Genomic DNA, 18,158 nt, shown 5'->3' with positions numbered 1-18,158 from the left:
AACGGCAATATGATAGGTCATAAAAAAGCCTCTTATCCAAGAGGCTTTTCAACGTTATCTTACCGATTCAACCATCACCAAATCTTAATGCGTTTCTCCGGTGCGAGGTATAGGGCATTATCCTTATCAACGCCGAAGGTGGTGTACCAATCATCGATATTACGGACGACGCCATTAGCGCGGAACTGATTTGGACTGTGTGGATCGGTGAGGATCTTGTTGCGTTCGGATTCCTTATTCGACAACTCCTGCCAGGTTCTGGCCCATGAAATAAAGAAACGCTGCAAACCGGTCATGCCATCAATAATAGGTGGCTCGCCATTTGGGTAGTTCTCTTTAGCAAATTGCTTATAGGCGCTTAGCGCGATATTTAAGCCACCTAAATCCCCAATATTCTCTCCTAGGGTTAACTCGCCATTCACTTTCTGGCCATCGACGGCAAAGCCATTATATTGATCCACCAACTTGGCCGTTTTCTCTTTAAAATGCTCTTTGGCGCTGTCGCTCCACCAATTGCGTAGTTGACCTGTACCATCATATAAGCTGCCTTGGTCATCAAAACCGTGGCCCATTTCATGACCGATTACTGCCCCGATGGCACCGTAGTTATAAGCAGGATCCACATTTGGGTCGAAGAATGGTGCTTGTAAAATAGCCGCAGGGAACACAATTTCATTTTGCACTGGATTGAAATACGCATTGATGGTTTGTGGCGTCATACCCCATTCCCATTTGCGGACAGGTTGACCAATTTTGCTCATGGCATCGTTGTATGACCACGCTTCCATTTGCTTATAGTTATCCATCAACGTATTTGGTTTCAAATTAACGCTACTAAAATCATTCCATTTATCAGGGTAGCCGACTTTAACCGTAAACTGCTCTAATTTTTTCAGCGCTTCTTGGCGGGTGGGTTCATCCATCCAATCATTATCTTTCAGGCGTGCATTAAAGGTACCGCGCACATAACTGACTAAATCTTGGATTTTTTCTTTAGATTGTGGATTGAAATATTTCTCTACATAAATCTGTCCGAGAGGCTCACCTTGCAGTGAATTGACTGTTTGAAGTGCACGTTCTTGACGAGTCCGCTGTTTTTCAACGCCATTGAGTTTTTTCGAATAAAAATCAAAGCGTGCATCAGATAAGGTTTTGGTCAGATAACTGGCATGGTCGTTCACGTACTGGAACGTTAGGTAATCTTTCAAGACTGAAACCGGGGTTTTGGCAAAAATCTGTGCCGTTTTTTCTACCGCGGTATCATTCTCAACCACCACTTTCGCCAGTTGCTGATCGGTTAACTTCCAGTGCTGAATAAAGCTATCCCACGCAAAACCATCGGTAAATTTCTTCATTTCAGCGAGGGTCATAGGGTGATAATTTTTGATGGTGTCACGGCGAGCTTCTGGGCTCCAATGTACTTCAGCAATGGATTTTTCAAGGTCGAAGATCTGTTGTGCTTTTTTCTTAACGTCTTTTTCGCCGGCTAATTTCAAGATAGTCGCAATATACGCAATGTAGTTTTTGTGGATCTCTTTCATTTGCGGGGTATCGTCAAGGTAGTAATTACGATTAGGTAACCCCAGCCCACCTTGACCAAGATACAGAATATACGTATCTGGCGCCTTGGCGTCTAAATCCACCCAATAAGAGAGCACGGAGGTATAACCAGGCAGCGTCATCAGACGGCTAATATCATTATGATCTTTGGCGTTTGCAATAGCCGCTAAGTCGGATTTGATTGGCGTTAAACCCGCTTTTTCAATGCTAGCCTCATCCAAATAGCTCAAATATAAGTTACGAATATTTTTCTGATTATGATCCAAGCTGCTCTCTGGGGCTTGCTTTAATTCATCGATAATAGATTGAGTTTGCTTTTCGGTACTTAAATACAAATCCACGAAAGAGTTAATTCGTGGCATACCCGTTGGGATTTTCGCTTTATTAATCCAATCATGGTTAACGTACTGGTAAAAATCATTACCCGGTACGATGGTGTCAGATAACACGATTTTTTGCTGACCGTAAGATAGCTCTTTCGCTAATAAGTGAGGCGCAAAGGATAGGGTTGATAAACCGACCATCATGGCTAAAACTTTTATACGCATCTAGATAACCTCTCTGTAGTCTAAATAGGATGCTCACCGCAAAAATGGAAATAAAATTCGTATGCTAATTATTCAAGCATAGTCGAAGAAAAAAATAATCTGACTTTGCAATACCTTACTTGGGCGCCATCTTTTTTTCACAGCAAGATGAAATAATATCATCATACTGTTTATTCTCATTAGTTTGATGTTATATTGGTTATATATAAATTAAACAATATTACTTTTTGTTATATGTAATGTTTTTTAGCTATAGCAGAAATGATTTCCTGTAAGAGGTGGAGTGAGTATGAAGTTACAGCAACTGCGATATATTGTTGAAGTGGTTAATCACGACCTGAATGTTTCATCGACAGCAGAAGGGTTATTTACTTCCCAACCGGGGATCAGTAAACAAGTCAGAATGTTGGAAGATGAGCTAGGCATTCAAATTTTTGCGCGTAGTGGTAAGCATCTGACTCACGTGACTCCAGCCGGTGAGGAAGTCGTACGCATTTCCCGTGAAGTGCTCTCCAAAATTGAGGCCATCCGCTCTGTCGCCGGTGAGCATACCATTCCTGATCGCGGTAGTTTAAAAATCGCCACGACGCATACCCAAGCCCGTTATGCCTTACCACCGGTGATTAAAACCTTTATTGAACGTTATCCTCATGTTTCCTTGCATATGCAGCAAGGCTCGCCAACCCAAATCGCGGAAGAAGTTTGCAAAGGGAATAGTGATTTTGCTATCGCGACAGAAGCGCTCCATCTGTACAGCGACCTTATTATGTTGCCATGCTACCACTGGAACCGTTGTGTGATTGTCCCTAAAGGGCACCCTCTGACCGAGAAAAAGAACGTTACGATTGAGGATATTGCAGAATACCAAATTGTGACGTACACCCACGGGTTTACTGGGCGTTCAGAGCTGGATGTCGCATTCCAAAAAGTGGGCTTAGAACCCAAAATTATTTTCACTGCCACAGATGCGGATGTGATCAAGACCTATGTGAAGCTCGGTTTAGGGATTGGTATTATCGCCAGTATGGCGGTAGATCCTGAGGTGGATAAAGATCTCGTGGTTATCGATATGCGCGATAAGTTTAGCTACAGCACCACAAAAATCGGTTTTAAACGCACCAGTTTCCTGCGCAGCTATATGTATGATTTTATTTGGCGTTTTGCCCCGCATCTCACGCGTGATGTGGTGGATAAAGCCATTGCCTTGCGTAACAACGAAGATATTGAAGAATATTTCAAAGAAATTGAGCTTCCTATTCTTTAATTGGCACAAAATCTATAGAGGAAATGATTATGAGGACTATGATTAATAATACTGCGTAAAAAAATAAGGTGATAAAAACGCCAAGGAGGAGTTATGTCGTTGAGTTTAAAAACAAACAGTGCAGCAACACTGAATGTCGGTAACAAACAGTATAATTACTTCAGTCTTGCCCTTGCAGAGAAACAATTAGGCAGCGGGGCGAGACTTCCTAAATCCCTCAAAGTTCTACTCGAAAACCTACTGCGTCATATCGACGGTAAATCCGTCGTAGACGCCGATCTCCAAGCCATCATCGATTGGCAAAAAAACGCCCATGCAGATAGAGAAATTGCTTATCGTCCTACTCGGGTGCTGATGCAAGACTTTACCGGTGTTCCCGCGGTTGTCGACCTTGCGGCCATGCGTGAAGCCGTCAAATCCCTTGGTGGTAACGTTAACCAAGTTAACCCGTTATCTCCCGTCGATTTAGTTATTGATCACTCAGTAATGGTCGATGAGTTTGGTAATTCCCAAGCGTTTGATGACAACGTCGAAATCGAAATGAGGCGTAACCACGAACGCTACCTATTTTTACGTTGGGGGCAAAAAGCGTTTAACCGCTTTAGGGTGGTACCGCCGGGAACGGGCATCTGTCACCAGGTTAACCTTGAATACCTCGGTAAAGCGATTTGGCATGAAGAGGTCGACGGTAAATTAGTGGCCTATCCTGATACTTTGGTTGGAACCGACTCCCACACTACGATGATCAACGGCCTGGGAGTATTAGGCTGGGGTGTTGGCGGAATTGAAGCGGAAGCGGCGATGTTGGGGCAACCAGTTTCTATGCTGATCCCCGATGTAGTGGGCTTTAAGTTAACAGGTAAATTAGCAGAAGGGATCACCGCAACAGACTTGGTGTTAACCGTCACTCAGATGCTACGTAAGCATGGTGTCGTGGGTAAATTTGTTGAATTCTATGGGGATGGATTAGCCGACCTGCCACTTGCCGATCGTGCGACCATTGCCAATATGTCACCGGAATACGGTGCAACTTGCGGCTTCTTCCCGATAGACGAAATTACCCTTGCGTATATGAAACTGACAGGGCGTGAAGACGATGAAATCGCGCTGGTGGAAGCGTACAGCAAGCAACAAGGTTTATGGCGCCATCCAGGGGATGAACCGATTTTCACCAGTACCTTAGCGCTGGATATGGGGACGGTAGAATCGAGCCTTGCGGGACCTAAACGTCCACAAGACCGCGTTGAACTGAGCCAAGTTCCGAAAGCATTCCAAGGTGCTGTGGATTTAGAGCTGAATAAGCAAGACCAACATGCGCATCCTCGCGTGAATTTTCAAGGGCAGGAATTCGACCTTACCGATGGTGCGGTAGTGATCGCCGCTATCACATCCTGTACCAACACCTCTAACCCTAGCGTATTAATGGCGGCAGGCTTACTGGCGAAAAAAGCGATAGAAAAAGGGCTTTCTCGTCAGCCATGGGTTAAGTCTTCTCTCGCGCCGGGTTCGAAGGTCGTGACTGATTACCTCGCGCTAGCGGGATTAACCCCTTATCTTGATCAACTGGGCTTTAACCTTGTGGGATATGGTTGTACTACCTGTATTGGTAACTCCGGTCCGTTACCTGCACCAATTGAAGAGGCGATTAAGCAATCTGATCTGACGGTTGGAGCTGTGCTTTCAGGTAACCGTAACTTCGAAGGGCGCATTCATCCGTTAGTAAAAACCAACTGGCTGGCATCACCACCACTCGTCGTTGCCTATGCACTAGCGGGCAATATGCACGTTAATTTAAAAAACGACCCTCTAGGTGTGGATAAACAGGGGCGGCCTATCTACTTGAAAGATATCTGGCCATCCAGCGCGGAAATTGCCAGCGCGGTTGAAAAAGTCAAAACCGATATGTTCCATAAGGAATATAACGCGGTTTTTGAAGGGGATGAAGCTTGGCGTGCGTTGGATGTTGAAAGCTCGTCAACCTACCATTGGCAAGGGGATTCAACCTATATTCGCCATCCACCATTCTTTGAAAACATGCCTGCGCAACCTAAGCCTGTCGCTGATATTCACGGGGCAAACATTCTCGCTATTCTTGGGGATTCGGTGACGACCGACCATATTTCTCCGGCGGGGAATATTAAGAAGGAAAGTCCAGCGGGGCGTTATCTCCAAGAACACGGTGTGGCGGTTGCGGATTTTAACTCTTACGGTTCTCGTCGTGGTAACCATGAAGTCATGATGCGTGGTACGTTTGCCAATATTCGTATTCGTAATGAAATGGTACCGGGTGTAGAAGGTGGCTATACCTTACATATTCCAACAGGCAAACAGATGGCTATCTTTGATGCGGCGATGCTGTATCAGCAACAAAAACGTCCGTTAGCTATTATTGCAGGTAAAGAATATGGTTCAGGCTCTAGCCGTGACTGGGCAGCAAAAGGCACTAATTTATTGGGTGTTCGTGTGGTGATCGCCGAATCCTATGAACGTATTCACCGTTCTAACTTAATTGGGATGGGGGTGATTCCATTAGAATTTACAGGTGGCGAAACCCGCAAAACCCTTGGTTTAAAAGGTGATGAGCGTATTGATGTTGCCAGTTTACAGTCTCTGACACCAAGTCAAAATATCACCGTCAAAATTACATATGGTGATGGCAAAGTGAAAGAGGTGAATACTCGTTGCCGCATCGATACGGCAACTGAAATGGAATATTACCGACACGGTGGGATCTTGCATTATGTGATCCGCCAAATGCTCAATTAATCTCCGTTTGTGGCGCCTGCAAGATTTCTTGTGGGCGTTTTTTCTTTATTAACGCTTAATATTGTTATTTCTCAAGTTTTTTAGCCAGTTTCTCAGTTATTGTGATAGTCAGTATTCAGAAAAAGCTCAGTAGTTTGATGGAATGAAGTGACCGCATTTATCGAAAATAGCGTAAAGGAAATCAATATGGCAAATATCAATGAAACTGATTTTTTCAAGGGTGCATTATGGGCAGCAGACATTCTATTAAGCACTTCACATTGTGCGGGTGCGAATGACGAAGTTCGTGACATTCTAGAACATATTCCAAATCTCTATTCGGTTGTCATGAGAACCCCAGAAACCGAAGTCCATGATTTAAGATTATATGCAGATAAAGAGTTCCCATTAGGCTTGAATGCCGAGTACACCGCAATCTCTATTGCACCTCTAAAAGATTTCTTTGATATTTTGCCTGTCACTGATCACGAACTTGATTGTGAAGCCATGGATATTGAAACATGGGGCGTCGTTGCTAACCTTGCAAATGGTAAAAAAGATCTTCTGATTGCAGGGCTACTGACCCCAGAAACAGCTCAAATGTATGCAGACCGTCTATCCGAGCAGCTAGAATTTCAACAAAAAAAGGCGAGTTAACACTCGTATCGTTGAATAAATAAGCGGAAATGAACAAAAACGCCGATACTGTATTTATATCCAGTATCGGCGTTTTGTTATCTTAAAGAGAGATTACAGGATCTTATTTTCAGCTAATTGCAGTGCGAAATAAGTAAAGATTAAATCGGCTCCAGAGCGTTTAATGGCCCCTAAGCTTTCTAATGTGACGCGAGTTTCATCAATGGCACCTGCTTGTGCAGCAAATTTGATCATGGCGTATTCACCACTGACTTGATAAGCCCCAATCGGTAATTGGGTGCATTCACGTAGGTCACGGATAATATCTAAATATGCACCCGCCGGTTTGACCATCAGCGCATCTGCGCCTTCTTGCATATCAATGAGTGATTCGTGCAACGCTTCACGGCGGTTCATTGGGTTCATTTGGTAGGTTTTACGGTCACCTTTTAAACATGAACCTGCAGCATCACGGAATGGGCCATACAGCGCGGAAGCGAACTTCGTGGAGTAAGACATAATCGCCGTATCGGTAAATCCGGCTTCATCAAGTGCATGGCGAATTGCGGCAACTTGCCCATCCATTGCAGCTGAAGGCGCGATAAAGTCAGCACCCGCACGTGCAGCAGCAACGGCCTGCAAACCTAAATTATGGATAGTTTGGTCGTTATCAACCACGTCACCGTGCATCACACCGCAGTGACCGTGAGATGTGTATTCGCAGAAACAGGTATCTGACATCACAATCATTTCTGGGACGGTCTCTTTACAGATACGAGACATACGCGCCACCAGACCGTTGTCTTGCCATGCATCGCTACCATTTTCATCTAAGTGATGAGAGACTCCGAAGGTCATGACCGACTTAATGCCCGCTTTTGCAATACGTTCAATTTCATAAGCTAAGCGTTTTTCTGGAATACGCACAACACCTGGCATACTCGCAATCGGTGCGTAATCGTCTAAGCCTTCTTCAACGAAAATAGGCAAGCACAAATCATTGATGGAGAGGTGGGTTTCTTGGAATAGGTCGCGGAATTGTTCACTTTTACGCAGTCTTCTCATGCGCTGGATGGAATGCAGGTTATTCACACTATCTCCTTGGTAGACGAAAAATAGACATTTCCCATTCGGATTATTATGTGGGAATGTTCAACTCTTATTTTTCGATGTATTTAATAATGAATGGGATTAAGTTGCGAACAGTATAAACCTTATAAAAAGAATGTGAATATATCACTCGTCAATTGTTATCGATTCGATTGTTATGAATGAAAATGGGAATTAAGACAAGAATAATAGGAAGAGCAAGGGATACTCTTCCTGATTGAGAAGGGTAATTATTGGTGCTTAAATAACATATGACCCATTTTTTGTGCTTTCACATCTAAATAATGTTCATTGCTAGGATTTCGCCCAACAATTAAGGGCACACGCTCAACAACGTTGATACCTGCTTCACGCATAATATCAATTTTTTTCGGGTTATTAGTCAGTAAGCGAACTTCATTAATGCCTAATAATTTATACATATCAGAACACAGGGTAAAATCACGTTCGTCGGCTTTAAACCCTAATTTTAGGTTAGCTTCAACGGTATCTAATCCTTGGTCTTGCAATGCATAAGCACGGATTTTGTTCAGTAATCCAATATTACGACCTTCTTGACGGTGATACAGCAGTACCCCTCGGCCTTCTTCACTAATTTGCTTGAGCGCAGCTTCTAATTGAAAACCACAGTCACAACGTAAACTAAATAATGCATCGCCAGTTAAGCATTCGGAATGAATACGACTGAGTACTGGCGTTGCGCCTGTAATATCACCAAAAATCAGTGCAACATGGTCACGACCTGTTGCAATTTCTTCAAAGCCTACCATTAGGAATTCACCGAAAGGGGTAGGAAGTTTGGCTTCGGCAATACGTTTTAGCTGCATATTTTCTTTCATTAGTTAAAGTAACTCTTGCTGAATTAAACACGTAAATCGATATGGTACTAAAGCTATATAGTCACTAAAGTTAAATATATCGATGCTATATGACGTTTGCATATAGAGTCCGGCATTCTTTGCACACAGCCGACGCTATACTACTATAACAGAGATATTTGCAGGCCATGTAAAAATTGTTAATTAGGAAATAATTAAAACGTAAGGAATATTCTAGATGAGAAAAAGTGCCTACCTTATCGCAATAAGTGTCATTTTTTTGCTATTACCGCCGATAGTTATGATAGCCACAGGCTGGCAGTGGTCTCCTGAGCATCAGCCCTCGATGAAATGGTTACTTTGGCTGACGGATAGTGCAGGGTTACCTTATAGCTATGTGACGTTTGTATTTTTAACTCTCTTAACGTTAATCGTCTTTCGTCATAAACGGAATCAATGGCAGAAGCTGCTGGTGGTTATCGCGTTATGTATTCTTGGTGCGCAAGGGGTGAAAACATTAATGAAAAGCGCCTTCCAAGAACCACGTCCTTATGTGGTGTGGCTGGAGAAAACGTATCAAATTCCCCATCAGGAGTTTTATGATTTGAAACGTGGAGAGCGGGCGGATTTAATTAAGAATACTGTGAAGTCGAATTCGCTTATTCCTAAATGGCAGCGCAAGCATTGGCAAGCAGAGACGGGTTATTCATTTCCTTCTGGTCATATGTTCTTTGCGGCGGGATGGGCACTGTTGTTGATGGTGCTGTTTTGGCAACAGCGTCAATATGCCTTGGGTCTCATTATATTATGCTGGGCACAGGGGATCGGCTTAAGTCGGATGCTACTCGGGATGCATTGGCCAATTGATATTATTGCCTCCACGCTGATTAGTGGGCTTTTCGCACTGTTAGGTTACTGGATATATCAATCTCGATTCTTAGAGAAATGAATTTGACACTAATCGGATTATCATGATGAAAAAGGGCGGTTTTTAGTGCGAATACACTTGGCAGGCGAATAATTTACTTTGTCTGAATGCGCTGAAAATGCTACCTTATCAGCGATATGTTTTGGAACGATAAGAACTGATAACGGGAAAAAATGTGAAATACTTTCTGATTTTATTACTAGCGGTCGCCGTTTTTATTGTGTCGATTACGCTAGGTTCAAGCAATGATCAGGTTATTACATTTAACTACCTGATTGCAAAAGGGGATTTTTCTTTATCTTCCTTACTTGCAACCTTGTTTGGTGTCGGTTTTGTGCTGGGGTGGCTGGTGTGTGCGGTGTTCTATTTGCGTACCATTGTTAGCCTTAAAAATGCACGTCGTAAAATTAGACGTTTAGAATCACAATTGGGTGCTGGAGAGAAAACTATTTCTGACTCAACCGAATTAGTGACAGCTCAGAACAAGGAATAATCCTCAATGTTCGAGTTGCTTTTTCTGTTGCTACCTGTTGCCGCTGCCTACGGCTGGTACATGGGGCGCAGAAGTGCTCAGCAAGATAAGCAGCAGCATGCAAATCGCTTGTCCCGTGATTACGTGACAGGCGTGAACTTCCTATTATCTAATCAACAAGATAAAGCCGTTGATTTATTTCTCGAAATGCTCAAAACGGAAGATAGCTCCGCCTTTGAAGCTCACCTAACGCTAGGTAACTTATTCCGTTCTCGTGGCGAGGTTGAACGCGCGATTCGAATTCACCAGTCGCTGGTGGAAAGTGCGTCGCTCTCTTTTGAACAACGTTTATTAGCCACTCAACAACTTGGTCGTGATTATATGACCGCGGGTGTGTATGACCGCGCCGAAAACATGTTCCAGCAATTAACCGATGAAGTGGATTTTAAACAGAGTGCACTGCAATCTTTGTTATCGATTTATCAGTTAACCAGTGATTGGGGTAAAGCGATTGAAACAGCAACCAAGCTGGTGAAATTAGGCTCTGAAGAGTTACGGGAACAAATCGCTCATTTCTACTGTGAGTTAGCGACTCAAGAATTGGCGAGTGATGATATTGATGAAGCCTTAAGCCTATTAAACAAAGGCGAACAAGCGGATAAAAACTGCGCACGCGTTTCGATTATGAAAGGGCGTATTTTTATCGAGCAAGGCAATTATGATAAAGCGATTTCTGCCTTAGTGCAGGTTTATCATCAAGATAGAGAACTGGTGTCTGAAACGCTGCCAATGCTGTATGAATGTTATCGACACACTGGGCTGGCGGACGGTTGGGAAACCTATTTACGTCAATGTGTTGATGGAAATACAGGCGCCATTGCTGAGCTTTATCTCGCCGATATTATCGTTGAAAAGCAGAATCACGAAGCGGCTGCTAGCTATATCAATGACCAAATTCAGCGTCATCCAACCATGCGTTTATTCTACCGTTTGATGGACTACCATCTGGCGGAGGCAGAAGAAGGCCGAGCCAAAGAGAGCTTGATTTTGCTACGTAAAATGGTGGGTGAGCAAATTCGTACTAAGCCGGATTACCGTTGCCACAAATGTGGTTTTACCTCCCGTTCGCTCTATTGGCACTGTCCATCTTGTCGCTCTTGGGACACCATCAAGCCAATTCGCGGGCTGGATGGTCAGTGACAGCGTCACTTTTAATTTCTGACAATACTCAATAAAGGCTATGAAATGATCTCCTCAACTGAGAACCTCGTTCGCGTAAACACTGACTCGCCTATCATTGTGGCTTTAGACTATGAAACTGCAGATGCCGCACTTGCATTTGTTGATAGGATTGACCCGCGCGACTGTCGCTTGAAAGTGGGCAAAGAGATGTTCACATTTAATGGTCCTCAATTTGTTAAGTCACTCCATGACCGTGGTTTTGATGTTTTTCTGGATCTTAAATTCCATGATATTCCAAATACGGTTGCACGCGCTGTTTCCGCAGCGGCAGAAATGGGCGTTTGGATGGTCAACGTTCATGCTAGCGGTGGCGCACGAATGATGGAAGCGGCACGCCAAGCTCTTGAAAGCTACGGTAAAGACGCTCCTTTATTAACAGCTGTCACCGTACTAACCAGTATGGATGCATCAGATTTAGCGGGTGTTGGTATTAACTTAACGCCAGCAGAGCATGCTGAGCGTTTAGCACTGTTAACTAAGCAGTGTGGTCTTGATGGTGTCGTGTGCTCAGCACACGAAGCAAAAGCGCTAAAAGCAGTATGCGGGCAAGAGTTCAAGTTAGTCACGCCAGGTATTCGCCCTGTAGGCAGTGAAGTGGGTGATCAGCGTCGTATTATGACTCCACAACAAGCAATTGAAGCGGGTGTCGATTATATGGTAATTGGGCGTCCGATCACCCGTAGTGAAGACCCAGCGCTGACCTTACAACAAATTAATCAGTCCATTAAGGATATCGCATGAGTGACGCTAACAGCCGTCTCGTCTATAGCACAGATATAGGACGCATTGAGGAAGAAAAACCGAAAGCCGAACGCCCGAAAGGCGATGGTATCGTGCGTATTCGTCGTGAAACATCTGGTCGTAAAGGCAAGGGCGTTTGCGTTGTGACAGGCTTAGATCTGGATGATGCGGAACTGGCTAAGCTGGCTGCTGAATTGAAGAAAAAATGCGGATGCGGCGGGGCTGTGAAAGACGGCGATATCGAAATTCAAGGCGATAAGCGTGACTTGCTGAAACAATTACTGGAAGCCAAAGGTTTTCAAGTTAAATTGGCAGGTGGTTGATTAGCCGTATTTAAGAAATAACCATCCGAATAAAAATGGGGGAAATTATTCCCCCATTTGTCATTAAAGTGTGTGTTAAATTTACTTCTTCACTTGATGTCCAATGATCCCGCCGATAGCCGCGCCGCCTACTGTGCCCAGTGCGCTTCCATCCGTTAATATTGCGCCTCCAACAGCACCGACAGTCGCTCCAATCGCTGTGTTTTTATTCTGTTTTGACATATTTGAACAAGCACTGAGACCCAGTGCCACCGTTGCGATAATGACAAAAGAGAGGATGCGTTTCATGATGTTTACTCCAACTTATTTTTTATAATGATAATTACGTATCAGCATATAGCCAAAATAAAATATCATGAAAAAAGAATAGGCGGATCGGAATAATCAGAAAGAAATGTCAAGAAATGTTAGATGTTTAACATTAAATGCTAACCTATTAATTTCGAATGTATTTTGGCCATAAAAAAAGACCATTACTAGAGAGTAGTGGTCTTTTGGATACGAAATTGTGAATGACTATGCTGCCGGGCGAGCCACGATATTACGGGTTTCCATACGCACTTCGGCTATATTGACATCAATAATATCGTTTAATTGATAGGCTTTTTCGCCTTTGATCAGCACACTGCCAGTCTCTTGGCTGCACTGAATTTCATCACGAACACTGTGCAGGAATGGGGCAGGAATAAAGGCAACGGCGCCGTTATCCACTAAACGTACACGCACACCGCCACGAGTAATATCGATAATTTCCGCAGGGAACTTAGTATCAGTGCCTTCAAACGGTTTCAGATAACGGGAATATAACCAGTCACCCACATCACGTTCAGCCATACGGTTAGCACGGCGGCGCTCTGCCAGCTTAAGGGATAATTCTTCGCTTGGTTTTTCTGGCGTTGGAGTACCCGCAATAATCGATTTCAGTAAACGGTGGTTGACGATATCGGTGTATTTACGAATTGGCGATGTCCATGTGGCATACGCATCAAAACCTAAACCAAAGTGAGGGCCTGGATCCGCTTTGACTTCCGCAAAGGTTTGGAAGCGGCGAATACGGCTGTCTAAGAATTGAGTTGGCTGTGAATCCAAGAGGCGGCGTAATTGACGGAAGCCTTCAAGGGTTAATAGCTCTTCGCCTTTTGCTTCGATGCCATTATCTTTCAAGGTCTGAACCACTTGCTCGATTTGCAGTGGTTCAAAGCCCATATGGACGTTAAACACACCGAAACCTAATTTATTTTTTAGTACGTTAGCCGCACATAAGTTAGCAGTGATCATCGCTTCTTCAACAATGCGGTTTGCGGTACGACGGCTTTCTGAGACGATATCCACCACGTTGCCATTTTCGTCTAAAACAAAGCGGTAATCCGGTCTGTCTTTGAAGACTAAGGCATTATTATGGCGCCATTGTAAGCGCTTATCTGCCATCTCTTTTAATAGCAGGATTTGCTGAGTGTCGGCGTCAGACTGTGGTTTCCAAGAACCGGTTTCTTCTAACCAATCAGAAACTTCGTCATAAACCAGCTTAGTTTTGGACTCGACCCACGCACTAAAGAATTCAATATTGCTATCAATTGAGCCGTCTCGCAGGATTTGCGTAACGCAAACCAGAGCAGGGCGACGAGCATTTGGACGCAGTGAACATAAATCATCAGACAACTGGCGTGGCAACATTGGAATGTTGAAGCCTGGCAGGTAGTTAGTGAATGAACGGGCTAATGCTAGTTTATCTAACTCACTGCCTTCTTTGATATAACTGGTTGGGTCGGCAATCGCGATATACAGTTTCAGGTTGTCTTCAGCCGTTTTCTCGATATACAGCGCATCATCCATATCTTCAGTGCTTGCACTGTCGATGGTGACAAAGTGAAGGTCAGTTAAATCAATACGTTCTAAGCCTTCATCATCACGCTCACTTTCCACCATTGCAGGCTCAGCGCGATCTAATTGGTGACGGCGTAACGTTACCCACCACGGTGCGAAATGGTCATCACCGAAGGTAATATATTCTGTAATTTCTGCGTAGAAACCTTTGTCGCCTTTTAATGGATGGCGACGCATTTCTGCGACAACCCAGTCACCTTGCTTAAATTCATGAGTGATACCATTGATTGGGCGACAAGAAATGGCATCTTTTAGCAGTGGATGATCGGGAATAACGAACAGGCGATTGTCGTTATCTTTCTTCTGAATTTTACCAACAAAACGGTTAAGGAATGGCTCGATAAGCTCTTCAGGCTCAGCAAATTCACGGTCTTTATCCGTATGAACAGCAGCAGAAATTCTATCCCCGTGCATCACTTTTTTCATTTGCGGAGGTGGAATGAAATAGCTTTTTTGTCCATCGACTTCTAAAAAGCCAAAGCCTTTTTCAGTGCTTTTCACCAGACCTTCGACGCGAGGTGTTTTGGCGTGCAACGTTTGTTTGAGTTGCGCTAATAATGGGTTGTCTTGAAACATACTTACCGTTTATTTGATGTTGAGTTTGGCTCTATTGTTGCGTAAGACAAAGTCTTAGAGCAAGAAAAAAATGCGAATGACTTTATAACTGTGTGGAAATTCGCATCTTGGGCTAAGTTGATTAATTTTCAGGGTAAATTTTATCTTTAAATTCGCAAAGATCTTCAATGATGCAAGATCCACAGCGTGGTTTGCGGGCGATACATGTATAACGACCATGGAGAATAAACCAGTGGTGGCAGTCGACTTTAAATTCAGCAGGAACCACTTTTAATAGTTTTTCCTCGACTTCCACAACATCTTTGCCGGGAGCAAACTTGGTGCGATTACACACGCGGAAGATATGGGTATCGACGGCAATGGTCGGCCAGCCAAATGCGGTATTGAGTACAACGTTTGCCGTTTTACGCCCAACACCCGGCAAGGCTTCTAATGCCTCGCGGTTTTCAGGGACTTGGCTATGATGCTTTTCAATCAGAATCTGACAGGTTTTATAGACGCTTTCGGCTTTAGTATTAAATAACCCAATGGTTTTAATATACTCTTTGATGCCATCAACACCGAGGGCGACCATCTGCTCTGGCGTATTGGCGACCGGATAAAGTTTTGCCGTCGCTTTGTTGACGCTGACATCGGTGGCTTGTGCAGACAGCAGCACCGAAATGAGTAATTCAAAAGGGGAGCTAAATTCTAGCTCCGTTGTAGGATGAGGATTGTTATCGCGCAGGCGAGTGAGAATTTCGATTCGTTTAGTTTTATTCATTGCTCACAAAGCTTCAAATTTAAGAAATATGAGTGCCACAACCTTGTTCTTTTTGGTATTCACGAGCTGGTTGCTGACCTGATTTTAGCGCTGCGCGCTTTTTCATTTTTTCATCGATAAGGTATTTACCGGCTAGCATTAAGGCTAAGCCAATAAACGCGCCCGGTGGCAGCATAGCGAGTAAAAAAGGTGAGTCAAGGTGTAAGACTTCCACACGTAACGATTTTGCCCATGAACCTAACAGTAGGTCCGCGCCATTGAACAAAGTGCCATTACCGAGAATTTCACGCATTGCACCCAGTACAAACAGTGCAGCTGTTGCTCCCAATCCCATCGCCAAACCATCGACGGCAGATAAAGGAACGGGGTTGCGAGAGGCATAAGCTTCAGCGCGGCCAATCACGATACAGTTTGTGACAATCAGCGGAATAAAGATCCCCAGCGATTCATACAAACCAAACGCATAGGCGTTGATCAGCATTTGTACGGCACTTACAACAGAGGCAATAATCATCACGTAAATAGGAATACGGATTTCAGCAGGAACCCAGCGACGAAATGCGGATACCGCGACGTTAGTGCAGACGAGAACGAGGGTCGTTGCTAGCCCCAGACCTAATGCGTTAGTCGCTGTAGATGATACTGCTAATAATGGGCATAAACCCAGTAGTTGTACCAATGCAGAGTTATTTTTCCATAACCCTTGTGAAAATAATTCTTTAGTTTCGCTACTCATTATTCATCCCCACAAATTGGGTAATTTGCTAATTCTTCAGGCACCGTTTGAATAAACGCAGCGGTACGTTTTGTGGCATTGACGACCGCACGAGGCGTAATCGTGGCGCCTGTAAATTGGTCAAAATCACCACCATCTTTTTTCACAGCCCAATGAGGGTCTTGCGCAGACTCTAACTTTTTGCCTGTAAAATGGGTGATCCAATCGGAAATACGGGTTTCGATTTTATCCCCAAGCCCCGGTGTTTCATGGTGTTCAGTGACTCGTACACCCAAAACATTGCCTTTAAAATCCGCACCGACTAACAAGTGGATCGCGCCGGAATAACCATCGGGAGCCGTGCTTTCTAAAGCGGCAGCAACAGGTTGACCATCCTTACGGGCAATATACAGGTGTCTAGGGAGTTTATTTCCCAGTATAGCTTCATTGGTGACCAAATAGCACTCTTTGGCGAGTTCATTGTCATATAAGGATTCAGGTACCACTTGGTCGAGCAATTTTTTCTGCACAATGGCGGCTTGTTCCGCAATGATATCTTTCGTTAGCGTATATACAGCGGCGCTCAGTGCAGTTGTTCCCGCAGCAAACAGAGCCAAGATTGTGCCATGACGGCGCATTGTATTTAACATGCTGGCTCCTTACTTATGCCCATACGCACGAGGCTGCGTATAGTGGTCGATTAACGGTACAGTGATATTGGCAAGCAAGACAGCAAAGGCCACGGCATCAGGATACCCGCCATAAACGCGGATCACCCACACTAAGAAGCCGATTAACACACCAAAAATAATTCGTCCTTTTGGCGTTGTTGATGCAGTGACTGGGTCGGTTGCAATAAAGAATGCACCCAACATTGTCGCACCTGACAATAGTTGGATTAATGGCGGAGAATAGCGGCTATCGTCAATTAACCAGCTAACCACAGCGAGCAGGGCTAAGGTACCAATAAATGCTACGGGAATATGCCAGCTAATAATGCGACGACTTAACATAATTAATCCGCCTGCTAGATAGGCAAGGTTCACCCACTGCCAACCGATACCGGCTAAAGAGCCTTGCAGGATTGGTTGCTGTAGTACATCGGAAATAGAATGTGTGAGTAAACCCGTTTTAAAGCTATCTAACGGAGTCGCTTGGCTCATACCATCAATACCGGTACGTAATTGATCCAGAGTTATCCCTGTCGAGGTATGTCCGCTAAAGATCACCATCAAGCTATCAAAGCCAGAAATATGCAGCTGTTGCAATTCTTGAGGTGGCAACCAGTTAGTCATTTGCACTGGGAATGAAATCAGCAACACTACATAACCGACCATGGCAGGGTTAAATGGATTCTGCCCCAAGCCGCCGTAGCATTGCTTAGCAATAATAATGGCAAATACAGTGCCCAACACAATCAGCCACCAAGGTGATAGTGGCGGTAAGCTCACACCCAGTAATAACGCCGTCACAATTGCGGAATTATCTTTCAAAACAGGCAGCACAGGCTGCTGGCGTAAGCGGATGGAGATGGCTTCCGTTACTGCAGCCGTGACCATCGCAATGGCGATTTGGTATAAGGTTCCGACGCCAAAAAAATAGGTTTGTACTGCAATACCGGGGATTGCGGCAAGCAGAACCCAAAACATGACCTGACTGGTGCTTTGGTTATCATGAGTAAATGGGGCGCTAGCAATTTTTAAACGGCGTGCTTTGCTATCAAGCGGTCTAAATTTCATCTGTTTATCACTTACTCTGTGGTGGTTTGTTCATTTGATTGCGGTTCTGTAGATCGCTGAGCAGCGGCTTTCTTTGCCTTAACTCGGGCAATTG

Annotated in this window: 17 protein-coding genes; 8 read left to right on the top strand and 9 right to left on the bottom strand. The window is 44.3% G+C overall.

Translation table 11 applies throughout. From position 1 onward, the window contains the following. Nucleotides 1-74: 74 nt before the first annotated feature. Nucleotides 75-2,108: a M13 family metallopeptidase gene (locus PR799_RS07440; RefSeq protein ID WP_272521617.1), complete on the bottom strand. Its 2,034-nt coding sequence runs from the start codon at nt 2,106-2,108 to the stop codon at nt 75-77. A gap of 289 nt (nt 2,109-2,397) precedes the next feature. Here PR799_RS07440 and cysB point away from each other — a divergent pair, with 289 nt between their 5' ends. From cysB to PR799_RS07425, 3 genes are all read left to right on the top strand, one after another. Then, a complete protein-coding gene (gene cysB, locus PR799_RS07435) occupies nt 2,398-3,372 on the top strand; it encodes an HTH-type transcriptional regulator CysB (RefSeq protein ID WP_154626965.1) in 975 nt (324 codons plus the stop codon). A gap of 93 nt (nt 3,373-3,465) precedes the next feature. Next, on the top strand, nt 3,466-6,138 hold the full coding sequence (gene acnA / locus PR799_RS07430) for an aconitate hydratase AcnA (protein WP_272521616.1): 2,673 nt from the start codon (nt 3,466-3,468) through the stop codon (nt 6,136-6,138). Between the two features lie 186 nt (nt 6,139-6,324). Continuing rightward, nucleotides 6,325-6,774 (top strand): hypothetical protein, encoded by a 450-nt coding sequence (locus PR799_RS07425; RefSeq protein WP_154603750.1) that lies wholly within the window; start codon nt 6,325-6,327, stop codon nt 6,772-6,774. Between the two features lie 93 nt (nt 6,775-6,867). Here the strand turns inward: PR799_RS07425 and hemB are convergent, their stop codons facing one another. Both hemB and ribA read right to left on the bottom strand, forming a co-directional pair. Next, complete coding sequence (hemB, locus tag PR799_RS07420) at nt 6,868-7,845, bottom strand: porphobilinogen synthase (RefSeq protein WP_272521614.1); 978 nt, start codon at nt 7,843-7,845, stop codon at nt 6,868-6,870. Between the two features lie 248 nt (nt 7,846-8,093). Beyond that, nucleotides 8,094-8,690 carry a GTP cyclohydrolase II gene (ribA, locus tag PR799_RS07415; RefSeq protein ID WP_036956569.1) on the bottom strand — a complete coding sequence of 199 codons (597 nt, stop codon included), beginning with the start codon at nt 8,688-8,690 and terminating at the stop codon, nt 8,094-8,096. Between the two features lie 229 nt (nt 8,691-8,919). Between ribA and PR799_RS07410 the strand changes: the two genes are divergently transcribed. From PR799_RS07410 to yciH, 5 genes are all read left to right on the top strand, one after another. Continuing rightward, nucleotides 8,920-9,630, top strand: coding sequence for a phosphatase PAP2 family protein (locus PR799_RS07410; protein ID WP_272521613.1), 711 nt, complete (start codon nt 8,920-8,922; stop codon nt 9,628-9,630). 154 nt (nt 9,631-9,784) lie between these two features. Further along, on the top strand, nt 9,785-10,102 hold the full coding sequence (locus tag PR799_RS07405; protein ID WP_006659765.1) for a LapA family protein: 318 nt from the start codon (nt 9,785-9,787) through the stop codon (nt 10,100-10,102). A gap of 6 nt (nt 10,103-10,108) precedes the next feature. After that, the gene (gene lapB / locus PR799_RS07400) at nt 10,109-11,281 is read left to right on the top strand and encodes a lipopolysaccharide assembly protein LapB (RefSeq protein ID WP_272521612.1); all 1,173 of its coding nucleotides are present in this window, start codon (nt 10,109-10,111) and stop codon (nt 11,279-11,281) included. A gap of 45 nt (nt 11,282-11,326) precedes the next feature. After that, nucleotides 11,327-12,064 carry an orotidine-5'-phosphate decarboxylase gene (gene pyrF / locus PR799_RS07395; RefSeq protein WP_132495989.1) on the top strand — a complete coding sequence of 246 codons (738 nt, stop codon included), beginning with the start codon at nt 11,327-11,329 and terminating at the stop codon, nt 12,062-12,064. Continuing rightward, nucleotides 12,061-12,387 carry a stress response translation initiation inhibitor YciH gene (yciH, locus tag PR799_RS07390; RefSeq protein WP_154603753.1) on the top strand — a complete coding sequence of 109 codons (327 nt, stop codon included), beginning with the start codon at nt 12,061-12,063 and terminating at the stop codon, nt 12,385-12,387. The genes pyrF and yciH overlap by 4 nt, the downstream gene beginning before the upstream one ends. Before the next feature lie 81 nt (nt 12,388-12,468). Here the strand turns inward: yciH and osmB are convergent, their stop codons facing one another. The 6 genes from osmB to rsxD form a co-directional block, all read right to left on the bottom strand. Beyond that, the gene (gene osmB / locus PR799_RS07385; RefSeq protein ID WP_006659769.1) at nt 12,469-12,675 is read right to left on the bottom strand and encodes an osmotically-inducible lipoprotein OsmB; all 207 of its coding nucleotides are present in this window, start codon (nt 12,673-12,675) and stop codon (nt 12,469-12,471) included. A gap of 228 nt (nt 12,676-12,903) precedes the next feature. Further along, nucleotides 12,904-14,847: an exoribonuclease II gene (locus PR799_RS07380; protein WP_154626955.1), complete on the bottom strand. Its 1,944-nt coding sequence runs from the start codon at nt 14,845-14,847 to the stop codon at nt 12,904-12,906. A 121-nt stretch (nt 14,848-14,968) separates the two neighbouring features. After that, complete coding sequence (nth, locus tag PR799_RS07375; RefSeq protein ID WP_036956562.1) at nt 14,969-15,610, bottom strand: endonuclease III; 642 nt, start codon at nt 15,608-15,610, stop codon at nt 14,969-14,971. Between the two features lie 19 nt (nt 15,611-15,629). Further along, on the bottom strand, nt 15,630-16,346 hold the full coding sequence (locus PR799_RS07370) for an electron transport complex subunit E (protein WP_154626953.1): 717 nt from the start codon (nt 16,344-16,346) through the stop codon (nt 15,630-15,632). After that, on the bottom strand, nt 16,346-16,975 hold the full coding sequence (rsxG, locus tag PR799_RS07365; protein ID WP_036956566.1) for an electron transport complex subunit RsxG: 630 nt from the start codon (nt 16,973-16,975) through the stop codon (nt 16,346-16,348). Before rsxG ends, PR799_RS07370 begins: the two co-directional genes overlap by 1 nt. 9 nt (nt 16,976-16,984) lie before the next feature. Continuing rightward, nucleotides 16,985-18,064 (bottom strand): electron transport complex subunit RsxD, encoded by a 1,080-nt coding sequence (gene rsxD, locus PR799_RS07360; protein ID WP_181477192.1) that lies wholly within the window; start codon nt 18,062-18,064, stop codon nt 16,985-16,987. Between the last annotated feature and the right edge of the window lie 94 nt (nt 18,065-18,158).

This window comes from Providencia sp. PROV202 (assembly GCF_028479565.1).
Lineage (GTDB): Bacteria > Pseudomonadota > Gammaproteobacteria > Enterobacterales > Enterobacteriaceae > Providencia > Providencia zhijiangensis.
Note: the sequence above shows the minus strand (reverse complement) of the source record. Positions and strands in the feature narration are given on the sequence as shown.

What these genes read in the sequence shown, in the direction of transcription:
- PR799_RS07440 (WP_272521617.1), bottom strand. Translation starts at nt 2,108, where the DNA reads ATGCGTATAAAAGTTTTAGCCATGATGGTCGGTTTATCAACCCTATCC.
- cysB (WP_154626965.1), top strand. Translation starts at nt 2,398, where the DNA reads ATGAAGTTACAGCAACTGCGATATATTGTTGAAGTGGTTAATCACGAC.
- acnA (WP_272521616.1), top strand. Translation starts at nt 3,466, where the DNA reads ATGTCGTTGAGTTTAAAAACAAACAGTGCAGCAACACTGAATGTCGGT.
- PR799_RS07425 (WP_154603750.1), top strand. Translation starts at nt 6,325, where the DNA reads ATGGCAAATATCAATGAAACTGATTTTTTCAAGGGTGCATTATGGGCA.
- ribA (WP_036956569.1), bottom strand. Translation starts at nt 8,690, where the DNA reads ATGCAGCTAAAACGTATTGCCGAAGCCAAACTTCCTACCCCTTTCGGT.
- PR799_RS07410 (WP_272521613.1), top strand. Translation starts at nt 8,920, where the DNA reads ATGAGAAAAAGTGCCTACCTTATCGCAATAAGTGTCATTTTTTTGCTA.
- lapB (WP_272521612.1), top strand. Translation starts at nt 10,109, where the DNA reads ATGTTCGAGTTGCTTTTTCTGTTGCTACCTGTTGCCGCTGCCTACGGC.
- pyrF (WP_132495989.1), top strand. Translation starts at nt 11,327, where the DNA reads ATGATCTCCTCAACTGAGAACCTCGTTCGCGTAAACACTGACTCGCCT.
- yciH (WP_154603753.1), top strand. Translation starts at nt 12,061, where the DNA reads ATGAGTGACGCTAACAGCCGTCTCGTCTATAGCACAGATATAGGACGC.
- osmB (WP_006659769.1), bottom strand. Translation starts at nt 12,675, where the DNA reads ATGAAACGCATCCTCTCTTTTGTCATTATCGCAACGGTGGCACTGGGT.
- PR799_RS07380 (WP_154626955.1), bottom strand. Translation starts at nt 14,847, where the DNA reads ATGTTTCAAGACAACCCATTATTAGCGCAACTCAAACAAACGTTGCAC.
- nth (WP_036956562.1), bottom strand. Translation starts at nt 15,610, where the DNA reads ATGAATAAAACTAAACGAATCGAAATTCTCACTCGCCTGCGCGATAAC.
- PR799_RS07370 (WP_154626953.1), bottom strand. Translation starts at nt 16,346, where the DNA reads ATGAGTAGCGAAACTAAAGAATTATTTTCACAAGGGTTATGGAAAAAT.
- rsxG (WP_036956566.1), bottom strand. Translation starts at nt 16,975, where the DNA reads ATGTTAAATACAATGCGCCGTCATGGCACAATCTTGGCTCTGTTTGCT.
- rsxD (WP_181477192.1), bottom strand. Translation starts at nt 18,064, where the DNA reads ATGAAATTTAGACCGCTTGATAGCAAAGCACGCCGTTTAAAAATTGCT.